General features: G+C 70.0%; 10 protein-coding genes. All 10 read right to left on the bottom strand.

Annotation, left to right across the window (positions count from 1 at the left end; translation table 11 throughout):
- Nucleotides 1-47: 47 nt before the first annotated feature.
- Nucleotides 48-749: a prepilin peptidase gene (locus tag ABD241_RS17425; RefSeq protein ID WP_344065610.1), complete on the bottom strand. Its 702-nt coding sequence runs from the start codon at nucleotides 747-749 to the stop codon at nucleotides 48-50.
- A gap of 8 nt (nucleotides 750-757) precedes the next feature.
- On the bottom strand, nucleotides 758-1,615 hold the full coding sequence (locus ABD241_RS17430; RefSeq protein WP_344065613.1) for a shikimate dehydrogenase: 858 nt from the start codon (nucleotides 1,613-1,615) through the stop codon (nucleotides 758-760).
- Nucleotides 1,609-2,916 carry an endolytic transglycosylase MltG gene (gene mltG / locus ABD241_RS17435; RefSeq protein ID WP_344065616.1) on the bottom strand — a complete coding sequence of 436 codons (1,308 nt, stop codon included), beginning with the start codon at nucleotides 2,914-2,916 and terminating at the stop codon, nucleotides 1,609-1,611. The genes ABD241_RS17430 and mltG overlap by 7 nt, the downstream gene beginning before the upstream one ends.
- Nucleotides 2,913-3,425: a Holliday junction resolvase RuvX gene (gene ruvX / locus ABD241_RS17440; protein ID WP_344065619.1), complete on the bottom strand. Its 513-nt coding sequence runs from the start codon at nucleotides 3,423-3,425 to the stop codon at nucleotides 2,913-2,915. Before ruvX ends, mltG begins: the two co-directional genes overlap by 4 nt.
- The gene (gene alaS / locus ABD241_RS17445) at nucleotides 3,422-6,094 is read right to left on the bottom strand and encodes an alanine--tRNA ligase (protein WP_344065622.1); all 2,673 of its coding nucleotides are present in this window, start codon (nucleotides 6,092-6,094) and stop codon (nucleotides 3,422-3,424) included. The genes ruvX and alaS overlap by 4 nt, the downstream gene beginning before the upstream one ends.
- A 401-nt stretch (nucleotides 6,095-6,495) precedes the next feature.
- Nucleotides 6,496-7,539, bottom strand: a complete 1,044-nt coding sequence (locus ABD241_RS17450) for an ABC transporter ATP-binding protein (RefSeq protein WP_344065625.1) — start codon at nucleotides 7,537-7,539, stop codon at nucleotides 6,496-6,498.
- Nucleotides 7,536-8,606: an ABC transporter ATP-binding protein gene (locus ABD241_RS17455; protein ID WP_344065628.1), complete on the bottom strand. Its 1,071-nt coding sequence runs from the start codon at nucleotides 8,604-8,606 to the stop codon at nucleotides 7,536-7,538. The genes ABD241_RS17450 and ABD241_RS17455 overlap by 4 nt, the downstream gene beginning before the upstream one ends.
- Nucleotides 8,603-9,589, bottom strand: coding sequence for an ABC transporter permease (locus ABD241_RS17460; RefSeq protein ID WP_344065631.1), 987 nt, complete (start codon nucleotides 9,587-9,589; stop codon nucleotides 8,603-8,605). The genes ABD241_RS17455 and ABD241_RS17460 overlap by 4 nt, the downstream gene beginning before the upstream one ends.
- A 115-nt stretch (nucleotides 9,590-9,704) precedes the next feature.
- Entirely contained in the window at nucleotides 9,705-11,483 is a 1,779-nt protein-coding gene (locus ABD241_RS17465; RefSeq protein WP_344065634.1) for an ABC transporter substrate-binding protein, read from the bottom strand.
- A gap of 71 nt (nucleotides 11,484-11,554) precedes the next feature.
- On the bottom strand, nucleotides 11,555-12,586 hold the full coding sequence (locus tag ABD241_RS17470) for an ABC transporter permease (RefSeq protein ID WP_344065701.1): 1,032 nt from the start codon (nucleotides 12,584-12,586) through the stop codon (nucleotides 11,555-11,557).
- Between the last annotated feature and the right edge of the window lie 140 nt (nucleotides 12,587-12,726).

The following is a 12,726-nucleotide window of genomic DNA, read 5'->3' on the forward strand; positions in this document are numbered from 1 at the left end:
TCCCGGCCGCCCGATCCGCGGGACCGCGCGGCCGGCAGGGCGCAGTCTCAGAAGAGCGGGCGCACCTGCACGACGAGCGAGACGAGCAGGCCGAGCAGCATCCACGGCCCGAAGGCGATGTCGTCCTTGCGCGTCCCGCGGCGCAGGACCAGACGCGCGATGCCGTAGACCCCGGCGAGGACGAACGCGGCATACGACGCGACGAGGGTGGTGGCGACGCTGACGTAGCCGGTGGCCAGGCCCACGAGCCCGGCCAGGGTGACGTCGCCGTAGCCGAAGCCGCTGCCGAGCAACGCCGCCAGCAGCGCGAGGACGAAGTAGATGACCCAGAGCACCGCCCCGGCGACGGCTGCTCGGCGCAGCGCGTCCCAGTCGCCCGAGGCCAGGGAGGCGATCGCGAGCTGCCCCACGAGGAGCGGGTATGCCGGCCGGGTGAGTCCGCGCGGCAGGCGGTGGACATCGGCATCGATCCACGCGAGGGCGACCGCGACGAACGCGAAGCCGAGGTAGGCCGGCGTCAGGGCCCACCCCGACAAGGGGCCGAACCTCCAGGCGAGCAGTCCCCACAGCAGCGCCAGCGATAACGGCACGACGAACGAGGAAACCCTCGGGAGGGGGCCGCCCTCGTCGTCGAGCCGGTAGCCCCCGCCGGCCAGGCGACGCCTGAGCACCTCTCCGACGGCCCCACCGGCGAGGGCGAGCAGCACGACGAACCACCACGGCGCACCCGGCGCCTGCACCCACGTCATGGGCGGGATCATCGCGCGGCGAGGGCCTCTCGCAGCGCAACCGCCATGGCTTCGGTCGGCGCGTCGTGGCCGGTCATGAGGCGGACCTGCTCGGTGGCCTGGTGCAGGAGCATGTCCGTGCCCTCGGCCACGCGCCAGCCGCGGTCACGGGCAGCGCGCTGCAGCGGGGTCTCCCCTGCTCCGTAGACGACGTCGAGCAGCACCGGGGGCGACACGTCAGCCCCCACCGGTGCAGCCGGCAGGCGGTCGAGTCCCGGCACCGACGACGGCGGGACGGTGCTGACGACCGCCTCGACCTCGCGCGCGGGCGCCCACTCCCCCATCGGCACGACGTCGACGTGCATCCCCGCCTCGCGGGCCTGGGCGAGGGTGGCGGGGCGCACGCCGTCACGGACCATGAAGACCACCCGCGCGCCCGGCGCGGACACGGCAGCCAGCGCCGAGCGGGCGGTGGCTCCCGAGCCGACGACGAGCAGGCTCGAGCAGCGCTGCGCGCCGGCGAGGCGCAGGGCCGTGGCGATGCCGTGGACGTCGGTGTTGTACGCGGCCCACCGGGACGGGTCCTGCCGGTCGCGCACGAGGGTGTTGGCGGCTCCGGTGGCGGCAGCCAGCGGGTCGACCAACGCTGCGGCCATCAGCGCGGCTTCCTTGAGCGGCATCGTCAGGGACAGCCCGCACCACGTGTCGTCCAGTGTCGCGAACGCCTCGGGGAAGCCGGCGACGTCGACCTCGCACCGGTCGTAGGACCAGCCCGTGAGCCCCAGGGCGGCGTAGGCCGCCCGGTGCAGCACCGGGGAGAGCGAGTGCGCGACGGGGCTGCCCCACACCGCGCATCGGCGGGTGGGGCCCTGCCCCTGTCTCAGCACTTGCCCTTGTTGGCCGCGCACCACTTCTGGAACTCGGCGACGTAGCGCTCGTGCTCCGGGTACGTGGTGGCGAACTTCGTCTCCCCGGTGTCGAGGTCGACCGTGACGAAGTAGAGCCATGGACCGGCGACCGGGTTGGCCGCGGCGGCCAGGGCGTTCTCGCCCGGGTTGGAGATCGGCCCCGGCGGGAGGCCGGCGACGCGCCTGGTGTTGTACGGGCTGCTGCTGTCCAGCATCGCCTGCGTCGGCACGCCCCGCTTCCTGAAGATGTAGTTGACCGTCGAGTCGAGGCCGAGCGTCATCTTCTTCGCCAGGCGGTTCTCGATCACCCGGGCGACCTTCGCCTGGTCGGCCTGCGTCTTGGCCTCGCCCTCGATGAGGCTCGCGACGGTGACGACGCGCTCCATCCGATCCGGCGCGATGCCGAGGGCGCTCAGGCGCTTGGTCGACTCCGCCACCATCTGCTTGAGCTGGTCGAGGGCCGTCGAGGTGGGCCCGAACTCGTAGCTCGCCGGGAAGAGGTAGCCCTCGATGTTGCCCTTGGCCGACGGGGGCAGGCCCAGCTCTGCGACGTTCTTGGCGGCGGCGGTGTACTCGGCGACCGGGATCCCGGAGGCCTTCGAGAGACGGTCGTAGATCTCGTTGGTCCACAGGCCTTCCGGGACCACGACGCGGGTGATCAGGCGGTTCTTCGGGTCGACGAGGATCGCGAGGGCGTCGGACGCCTTCATCTGCTTCCTCATCACGTAGACGCCGGGCTGGATCGATGCGCTCTTCGGGTTGCTGTCGGCGGCCTCGATGAAGGCCTTGCTCGACTTGACGACGTCGTCGTCCACGAGGGTCTTGGCGATCGCGCCGCCGCCCGCGCCGGGGTCGACGGTCACGCGGATCTCGCCGGTGCCGGGGCCGGGGTAGTCGTTGGACTCGAAGACGTTCTCGACGACCGGTCGCAACGCCTTGTAGGCCACGGCGACGCCACCGCCGATGACCGCCAGGGCGATGAGGATGACCAGCACGCGACGCAGGGCGGAGGGTCTGCCGCGGGGAGCCGGCGCAGCATCCGCCGCAGTCGCCCTCTTGCGTCCGCGGCCGCGCCGGCGTCCGGCGAGCTCCCGCTCGCGCAGCTCGCGCCGGCTCAGTGTCGGGCCGGTCGGCACGGCGCCTGCATCCGGGGCCTGCGCGGCGTCGTGGGCCTCGCGGGGGTCGCCGTTCGCCACGGCGGACTCGTGACCGAGCTCGTCCTCGTGCTCGACGATCTCGTCATGGTCGCCGAAGATCGATGACTCGAGATGGTCCTTCATCGACGACGTTCCTTCTTCCGTTTGCCCCCCGGCATGATGATCTCCCCGGGCGGTCTGCCCGAGAGTGCCTCCGTGTCGAGCGCCGACTGCAGGATGAGCACCGCAGCGGCCTGATCGACGACAGCGCGTTGCCCACGGCCCGGGACACCGCTGTCGCGTAGTCTGCGGTGTGCGTCGACCGTGGTCAAGCGCTCGTCGACCATGCGCACGACCACACTACTGAGGCGCGCCGCCAGCCGGCCGGCGTAGTCGCGCGCGATCCGAGCGGCCTCCCCCTCCTCACCGGAGAGCAGGCGGGGCAGCCCTACGACGACCTCGATGGCCTCGAGCTCCCGGACGAGCTCCACGATCGCGTCGACGTCCGTGTCGTCCTTGGCGTCCCTGGGCAGCGTGCGGACCGGGTGCGCCAGCGCGCCCGCGGCGCCCGAGGCCGCGACGCCGACGCGGGCGTTGCCCACGTCGACGCCGACCCGTGCCCCGGGCCGCAGACGTGCGTCGGCCGCAGTCACGTGTTCCGCGACCGCAGGTGGTCCTCGACGGCGCCGAGGGCGGCCGAGACCCGCGCGGGATCGGTGCCGCCGCCCTGGGCGAGGTCGTCCTTGCCCCCACCGCCGCCGCCGAGCGCGGTGGCGGCCAGCTTGACGAACGCGCCGGCCTTGAGGCCGGCCTCGCGGGCCCGCTCGTTGGTCGCGACGATGACCACGGGGCGGCCGTTGTTGACGGCCGCCATGGACACGAGCACCGGGCGGTCGTTGCCGAGGCGCCCGCGCACGTCGGTGACGAGCTTGCGCAGGTCGTCGGCAGGGACGCCCTCGCCGGCGTCGTGGCTGACGAAGGTGACGCCGCCGATGTCGCGTGCCGACTGCACCAGCCCGGACGCCGCGCCGAGCACCTGGGCCTGGCGGACTGCCGCGATCTCCTTCTCCGCGTCGCGCAGGCGCCCGAGGATGGTCGCGATGCGGTCGGGCAGCTCGTCGCGGCGCACCCCGAGGGTGTCGGTGAGCTGGCTGACGATCGTCGCCTCGCGGGCCAGGTGGGTGTACGCGTCGGCGCCCACGAGCGCCTCCACGCGCCGCACGCCGGAGCCGATGGAGCTCTCGCCGAGCAGCTTGACGACGCCGATCTGGCCGACGCGCGGCGTGTGGGTGCCCACGCACAGCTCGCGCGACCACTCGCCGATGGACACGACGCGTACGCGTTCGCCGTACTTCTCGCCGAACAGCGCCATCGCGCCGAGCCGCTTGGCGGCGTCGAGGGCCATGATGTCCGCCGTCACGGGCAGGTCCTCGAGGAGCACGCCGTTGATCCGCGCCTCGATCTCGGCCATCGCCGAGGCCGGGACCGCCTGCAGCGACTTGAAGTCGAAACGCAGCCGGCCGGGCGCGTTCTCCGAACCGGCCTGGGTCGCGGTGTCGCCGAGCTCGTCGCGCAGGGCCTGGTGGACCATGTGGGTGGCGGTGTGCGCGCGGGAGATCGACCGGCGACGCGCGACGTCGACCTCGGCCTCGGCGTCCTCACCGACGCCGGCCTCGCCCTCGAGGACGGTGGCGCGGTGCACGACGAGGCCGGTGATCGGCCGCTGCACGTCCTTGACCTCGAGCAGCGCGCCGCTCGCGAGGCGGATGAGTCCGTGGTCGGCCTGCTGCCCACCGGACTCGGCGTAGAGCGGCGTGCGGTCCAGCACGATCTCCACCTCGTCGCCGGGGCCGACCCGGTCGACGACGACACCGTCGCGGATCAGGCCGCGCACCCGCGTGTCGGTGAGGATCTGGTCGTAGCCGGTGAACTCGACGTCGGCGCCCAGGGTGTCGGACAGCTGGCGGTAGACGCTCGTGTCCCCATGAGCCGACCGCTTGGCGCGGGCGTCGGCCTTGGCCCGGTCGCGCTGCTCGGCCATGAGCCGGCGGAAGCCGGGCTCGTCCACCCGCAGGCCCTGCTCGGCCGCCATCTCGAGGGTGAGGTCGATCGGGAAGCCGTAGGTGTCGTGCAGGGCGAACGCCTCGGCTCCACCGAGCGTGGTCGAGCCCGACGACTTCGCGCGCGCCACGGCGGTGTCGAGGATCGTCGTGCCCGAGCTCAGCGTGCGCCGGAAGGCATCCTCCTCGGCGTACGCGACCTGGCTGATGCGCGAGAAGTCGGTCTCGAGCTCGGGGTAGGACGCCTTCATCCGGTCCATGCTCACGGGAAGGAGCTGCTCGAGGGTCGGCGCGTCGACGCCGAGCAGGCGCATCGAGCGCACCGCCCGGCGCAGCAGCCGGCGCAGCACGTAGCCGCGGCCCTCGTTGCCGGGCGTCACCCCGTCGCCGATGAGCATCAGCGAGGAGCGCACGTGGTCGGCGACGACCCGGAAGCGGACGTCGTCGTCGTGGTCGGCGCCGTAGCGGCGACCGGTGAGGTCCTCCGCGGCCGCGATGACGGGGAAGACCTCGTCGGTCTCGTAGATGTTGTCGACGCCCTGCAGCAGGAACGCCACGCGCTCGAGGCCCATGCCGGTGTCGATGTTGCGCTTGGGCAGGTCCCCGACGATGTCGAAGTCCTCCTTGGAGCGCACGTTCTCGAGCTCGTACTGCATGAAGACGAGGTTCCAGAACTCGAGGTAGCGGTCACCCGCCTCCCAGTCGCCGTCCGCGCCGAACTCCGGGCCACGGTCGAGCAGGATCTCCGAGCACGGGCCGCCGGGACCGGCGACTCCCATGTTCCAGTAGTTGTCCTTGCGGCCCAGACGCACGATGCGGTCGTCGGAGAGGCCCGCGACCTTCTTCCAGAGCGCGATCGCCTCGTCGTCCTCGTAGTAGACGGAGGCGTAGAGGTCCTTCTCGTCGAAGCCGAGGCCGCCCTCGGACTGGCTGCGCGTGATGAGCTCCCAGGCGAGCTCGATGGCGCCTTCCTTGAAGTAGTCGCCGAAGCTGAAGTTGCCGTTCATCTGGAAGAACGTGCCGTGCCGAGTGGTCTTGCCCACCTCCTCGATGTCGAGGGTGCGCACGCACTTCTGCACGCTCGTCGCGCGGGTGAACTGCGGGGTCTCCTGGCCGAGGAAGTAGGGCTTGAAGGGGACCATGCCGGCGTTGACGAACAGCAGGTTCGGGTCCTCGTGCACGAGCGGGGCGCTCGGCACGACCGTGTGGCCCTGGCTGCCGAAGAAGGAGAGCCAGCGACGCCTGATCTCAGCGGTTTCCATGATGCGTCCTTGGGGTCGACGGGGGTGGTGCGGGCGGCCCGTCGCGTCGCGCGACCGGGCAGGGGGCGGGGTCAGTCCGGCGCCTCACTCGGGCGCGGCTGACCCCCATCGAGCTCGCGCCGCCTGCTGCAGGCGGACGCGCAGGTTCACCCCGGGTGCCGTCCTGGCCACGTTCCTCGTCCTTCGGTCGTCGGCGCACGCTCGCGCCGAGGTCGTTCAACCCTAACGGACCTCGGTGGTGAGTCACACCGCGCCCGAGCGCGCGGCGCAGGCAAGCAGCGGCGCAGGCACGCAGCGGTGCAGGCAAGCGGGGCTGCCGTCAAGCCGTATGCCGCTGGGCCGGCCCCCGTGTGGGAGCCGGCCCAGCGGCATACGTGCTCGTCAGGGGAGTTCGGCCGGGCTCAGGCCGGCACCTCAGCCGTCAGGGACGTCTTGACCTCGGGGAAGTGGCACGCCTGGAGGTGCACCCCGCCCTCGCGGAACGCTCGCGTGGACTCCTCGGCCGTCGCGGCCACCAGCGCCGGTTCCTGCGTGGCACAGATCTCCTGGGCCTTCCAGCAGCGGGTGCGGAACCGGCAGCCGCTCGGCGGGTCGATCGGGCTGGGCACGTCACCGACGAGCCGGATGCGCTCCTTCGGGGCCACACCGCGGGCGACGTTGATGTCGGGAGCCGCGGACAGCAGCGCCTGGGTGTAGGGGTGCTCCGGGGCGTCGTAGATCTTGCGCTTGTCGCCGTACTCGACGATCTTGCCGAGGTACATGACGGCAACCTGGTCGCAGAAGTGACGCACGACGCCGAGGTCGTGGGCCACGAAGATGAAGGCCAGGTCGAGCTCGTTGCGCAGCTTGGCGAGCAGGTTCATCACCTGGGCCTGGATGGAGACGTCCAGGGCCGAGACGGGCTCGTCGGCCACGATCAGCTTCGGCTCCACCGCCAGCGCCCGCGCGATGCCGATGCGCTGGCGCTGGCCACCCGAGAACTCGGACGGGTAGCGGTTGATGTGCTCGGGGTTGAGACCCACCAGCTCGAGCAGTTCCTGGACCCGGGCCTTCTCCTTGCCCTTGTGCAGGCCGTGCACGTGCAGCGGGGTGCTGAGGATCGAGCCGACCGTGTGGCGCGGGTTCAGCGAGGAGTACGGGTCCTGGAAGATCATCTGCACGTCACGACGGATGCCGCGCAGCTGGTGCTCCTTCAGGTGCGTGATGTCCCGGCCCTCGAACTCGATGGTGCCCCCGGTCGGCTCGTCGAGCCGCGTCACGAGCCGCGACGTCGTCGACTTGCCGCACCCGGACTCACCGACGAGGCCGAGGGTCTGGCCCTGCTTGACGGTGAAGCTGATGCCGTCGACGGCCTTGACGTTGGCCTTGACCATCTTCAGGCCTTGCACCTCCCGGAAGGGGAAGTGTCGCTCGAGGTCGGTGACCTTCAGCAGCGTCTCGCTCATCGGACTCCCTCGTCGTGCTGCAGGGTGGCCACGGGGTCGGCCAGGTGGCAGCGGATCTCACGGTTGACCAGCCCGGGCGTCGGGCGCCACTCGGGGAGCTCGGTGAGGCACCGGTCGCCCTCGACGAGCTTCTTGAAGTCGCAGCGCGGGTTGAACGAGCATCCCGAGGGGAGGTTGAGCAGGCTGGGTGGCGTGCCCTTGATGGCCTTGAGCTCGGCGAGGTCCTCGCTGTGCGACGGCATCGACTGCAGCAGGCCGTAGGTGTACGGCATCGAGGGCTGGGCCAGGACGCTCTTGGCGTCGCCCTTCTCGACCCCGCGACCGGCGTACATGACGAGGATGTCGTCGGCCGTCTCGGCCACGACCGCCAGGTCGTGCGTGATGAGGATGACCGCCGAGCCGAACTCCTTCTGGAGGTCGTTGACGAGGTCGAGGATCTGCGCCTGCACGGTCACGTCGAGAGCCGTCGTCGGCTCGTCGGCGATGAGCAGCTTCGGGTCGTTGACCAGGCCCAGGGCGATCATGGCGCGCTGGCGCATGCCGCCGGAGAACTCGTGGGGGTACTGGTTGGCGCGGCGCTGCGGGTTGGGGATGCCGACGAGGTCGAGCATCTCGACGGCACGCTTGAGGGCGACCTGCTTGCTCACCGAGTGGTGCGCGCGGTACGCCTCGGCGATCTGCCGGCCCACCTTGTGGAAGGGGTGCAGCGAGCTCTGCGGGTCCTGGAAGACCATGGCGGCCTTGGTGCTGCGGACCTTCTGGAACGTCGAGGGCTGCGCGCCCACGAGCTCCATGCCGTCGAGCTTGATGCTGCCGGTGATCTGCGTGCGCTTGGGGTTGTGCAGACCGAGGACGGCCATGCTGCTCACGGACTTGCCGGAGCCCGACTCACCGACGATGGCCAGGGTGCGCCCGAGTCGCGCCTGGTACGTCAGGTTGGAGACGGCCCTGACGACGCCCTCCTCGGTGGGGAAGGCCACCGAGAGGTCGTTGACGTCGAGCACGACGTCGCCCGGGTTGCGGGCCTCGGAACCCTGCGAGGAGATGGTGTTGGCGGTTGCGGTCACGAGAGCCTCACTCGCGGGTCGATGAAGGAGTACGCGATGTCGACGACGAGGTTCGCGATGACGACGACGACCGCGCCGATGAGGACCGTGCCCATGATCACCGGGAGGTCGTCGGCCCGGAGTGCGTCCAGGCCGCGACGACCGATGCCGTCGACGCCGAAGATCTGCTCGGTGATGAGCGTGCCGGTGAGCAGGGCGGCGATGTCGAGGCCGAGGATCGTGGCGATGGGGCTCATCGCGGCGCGGAAGCCGTGCTTGAACAGCACCGTCCGCTCACTGATGCCCTTGGAGCGCGCGGTGCGGATGTAGTCCATCGACAGCGTCTCGATCATCGAGTTGCGCGTGTAGCGGACGTACGAGGCGGACGTGACGACGCCCAGGATCAGCGCCGGCGCCAGCATGCCCACGAAGTAGGGCCCGACCCCGGAGGAGAGGGAGGAGTACTGGGGGAGGACGTTCCAGAGGATGACCGGGTAGAGCGCGACGAGCAGGGCGAGCACGTAGTACGGGATCGCGCCGAGCACCTGGGAGGCGCCCACGACGGTGCGGTCCACGGCGCTGCCGCGCCGGACGGCCGCGAAGATGCCCACGGTCACACCGATGACCAGGAAGACGACCGCCGCCATCAGCGCCAGGACCACCGTGTTGGGGAAGCGGCTGAAGAGCTCGTCGTTGACCGAGCGGCGCGTGACGAAGGAGAAGCCCAGGCAGGGGGCGCTGCAGTGGACGGTGTCCCCTGCGTAGAAGAAGTCGCGACCGGCGAAGAGTCCCCTGAAGTAGTCGAGGAACTGCGCGGACAGCGGCTTGTCGAGCCCGAGGCTCTGGCTGATCTGCTGGAGCCGCTGTGCGTTGCAGCGGGTCTCCGGGCACATGGCCTGCGCCGGGTCAGACGGTCCTGCGAAGAAGATGAGGAACGTCGAGACCAGGGTGGCCAGGACGACGCTCAGGGCGAGAGCCAACCGCCTGAGGATGTAGGTGAGCACGTGTTGCCTTCCAAACGGGGTGGGCGCCGGTGGTGGGGGCCCGGAGAAGCCCGGACCCCCACCACGGCTGTCGGTTCAGATCTTGCTCTCGCGCACGAGAGCTGTCACTGCCGAGTTACTGGTCCAGCCAGACGTCGTTGAGGTCCGGCATGCCCTTGTTCGGGTTGTTGTGGACGTTCTTGACCTTCGTGCCGAAGACCGTGTTGCCCTTGTCGTTGTAGTCCGGGATGGCCAGGAGGTAGTTCTCCGTGAGCCACTTGTCCATCTTGCCCCACTCCGGGCCCTGCTCCGTGATCGAGAGCTGCTGGATGCGCTTGATCTCGGAGTCGATCTTGGCGTCGGAGAAGTTGCCGAAGGTCGTACCACCCTGCGAGAGGGCGATCGTGCCGAAGGTGGGCGGGATGATGGAGTCGGCGGACGGCCAGTCGAAGCACCAGCCACGCGGCGACTGCAGCATGTTGTACTTGCCCTTGGGGTCACCGGCGAGCTTGCGGCGCTCCTTGTTCGGCACACCGATGTCCTGGACCTTGAAGCCGGCCTTCTCGAGGGCCTGCTTGCGCACCTGGTTGACCTTCTGCGCGATGTCCTGGTCGTTGGTGTAGTAGTAGACGAGCTCGAAGGGCTTGTCCGCGCCGTAGCCGGCCGCGGCGAGCATCTTCTTGGCCTGCTCCGGGTCGCCGTCGCCCTGGCCGTTCATCTTGAAGCCGGGAGCGGCCTCGGCGACGTAGTCCACGTGACCGGGGATCTGCGGCGGGATGATCGTGCTGGCGGGGGTGAACGAGTGCGAGGTCTCGCCGCCGGCCTTGTGGATCGAGTCGAACGGCCACGCCACGGCGATCGCCTTGCGCACGGGCAGCGGGATCTTGCGGGCGTCGAGGTTGACCATGATCACGCAGGAGGAGGGGCCCTCCTCGAACTGGGCCTTCTTCGGGCCCTCGATCTGCGGGATGAGCGAGGAGTCGATGGCGTCCCAGTTGAGGCTGGTGGCGTCCTCGCCGTTGGAGGCCAGGATGGCCGTCTGCGTCTTGATCGGGTCGACGCCCCACTTGAAGTGGAAGCCGTCCGGGTAGTCGTGACGCGCCGGGTCGGTCTTCGGGTCCCAGTTGGGGTTGCGCTTGAGGGTGAGCTCGGTGCCCGGGGTGTACTTGTCGAACATGTACGGGCCGGTGGCCAGCGGGTGCAGCTGGTAGTCGGCCTTCTTGTCCTTGGCCTCGGGGATCGGCGTGAACTGGTTGAAGGAGACGAAGTAGGGCAGCGTCTCGAAGCGCTTCTCGAGGTGGAAGACGACGGTCTTGTCGTCAGGAGCCTCGACGCCCTTCCAGTTCTTGTCGCCCTTGTAGGGGCCCTGGTAGTCGGCGCCGCCCTTGAAGAACTCCTTCTGGTACGTCGGGCCGTTGGCCGCGAGGTCGGGGTCGAAGGAGCGCTTGGCCGCGAAGACGATGTCCTGGGCCTTGACCGGGGTGCCGTCCTCGTACTTGATGCCGTCCTTGAGCGTGAACGTCCAGGTCAGGCCGTCCTCGGACTTCTTGCCGAGGTCGGTGGCGAGGTCCGGAACGAGGACCTGCTTGCCGTCGCGGCTGACGTAGGTCGTCAGGGCGCGGTGCGTCAGCGAGAAGATGACGGCCGTGTCCTGGTAGAACTGGTCGCTCGGGTCGAAGTTGGCCGGGGTGGTCGAGTACGGAACCGTGAGGATGCCGCCACGCTTGGCGCCGGGGATCTCCGGGGCGGGGCCCTTGGCGTTGGGGTCGAGGGCGGCCCCAGCCGTGTCCACCTTGCCGTTGCCGCCGTTGGTGCCGTTACCGGAACCCGTGTTGTTGGCAGCCGGTGCACCGCAGGCCGCGACGAAGCCGAGGGACGCCGCGGCTCCCACGGTCAGGACTTTGGTCCAGCGCATTGTTGTTTGCTCCCTTTTGTGCTTGTCCCGGCGTTTTGCCGGGAACATCTGGTGGCCGAGACCCGGTGGGGTCAGCGGCGGCTGGTGGGGTCGAACGCGTCGCGGATCGAGTCGCCGAGCAGGCTCAGGGCCAGGACGAGCAGCGACAGTCCGATGACCGAGGGCCAGAGCCACAGCGGGTACGTGGCGAAGAGGTTCTGCGCGTCGGCGATGGTGCGACCCCAGGAGGCCGTCGGCTCGACGAGACCCGCACCGAGGTAGCTGAGGGTCGCCTCGTAGGTGATGTAGGCGGGGACTGCGATCGAGGCGGAGACGATGATCGGGCCGACGAGGTTGGGCAGGATCTCCTTGAAGAGGATCTGCCGCGTCGGGACGCCGATGGCACGGGCCGCCTGGACGAACTCCCGCTCGCGCAGGCTCTTGACCTCACCGCGGACGAGGCGCGCCAGGCCCATCCAGCCGAAGACGAAGAGGATCACGATGAGCACGACGAACCGGATGCGCGACGTCTCGTCGGCGGTCAGGTCGCCGGCGCCGGCGATGCTCTTCTGCATGATCGGGACGATCGCGAGCACGAGCAGCAGGATGGGCAGCGACAGGAAGAAGTCGATGACCCAGGAGATGATCTTGTCGGCGACCCCGCCGAGGTAGCCGGCGATGAGGCCGAAGGTCACCCCGAGGATCGTGGAGGCGGCCGCGGCGACGAAGCCGATGATGAGCGAGGGCCGCGCGCCGATGGCCCAGCGGGCGAAGAGGTCGCGGCCCAGTCGCGGCTCGACGCCCAGCCAGTGGGCGGAGCTCGTGCCGACCGTCGGGAGCCCGTTGAAGTCGATGAGCTTGGTGTACGTCGTGTAGGGGTCGGCCTTGGCGCCGGTGCTCGGGTCGACCGCCTCCAGGGAGTAGAGCAGCGGGGCGAAGATCGCGACGAGGATGAAGAAGACGATGATCGCGAAGCAGACGATGGCGACCTTGTCCTTCTTCAGCCGGGCCCAGGCGACCTGGCCGGGAGAACGTCCGGTGCGCACCTCCACGTGCTCACGGACCGGCGTCGAAGCCTCCTCCACGGGCACCTCGGTCAGCGTTCCTGCTGAGGGCTCCGGCATTGCGTTCAACGCGTTCTCTCCATCCTTGTGGGATCACATCCGACCCGGGTGGACGGCGACGTCCACGCCCGGGGCGCCCCGTTCGGGGCGTGCCGACCATCCGACTCCACCCCCGCCGGGACGTCGTGAGCCTGCCACAC

The organism is Terrabacter lapilli (assembly GCF_039531305.1).
GTDB classification, from domain to species: Bacteria; Actinomycetota; Actinomycetes; order Actinomycetales; family Dermatophilaceae; genus Terrabacter; species Terrabacter lapilli.

Bases quoted from the DNA above. Each gene is read 5' to 3' on its own strand.
- alaS (WP_344065622.1), bottom strand. From the start codon at position 6,094: ATGGAAACCGCTGAGATCAGGCGTCGCTGGCTCTCCTTCTTCGGCAGC.
- mltG (WP_344065616.1), bottom strand. From the start codon at position 2,916: ATGAAGGACCATCTCGAGTCATCGATCTTCGGCGACCATGACGAGATC.
- ABD241_RS17425 (WP_344065610.1), bottom strand. From the start codon at position 749: ATGACGTGGGTGCAGGCGCCGGGTGCGCCGTGGTGGTTCGTCGTGCTG.
- ABD241_RS17465 (WP_344065634.1), bottom strand. From the start codon at position 11,483: ATGCGCTGGACCAAAGTCCTGACCGTGGGAGCCGCGGCGTCCCTCGGC.
- ABD241_RS17470 (WP_344065701.1), bottom strand. From the start codon at position 12,586: ATGCCGGAGCCCTCAGCAGGAACGCTGACCGAGGTGCCCGTGGAGGAG.
- ABD241_RS17450 (WP_344065625.1), bottom strand. From the start codon at position 7,539: ATGAGCGAGACGCTGCTGAAGGTCACCGACCTCGAGCGACACTTCCCC.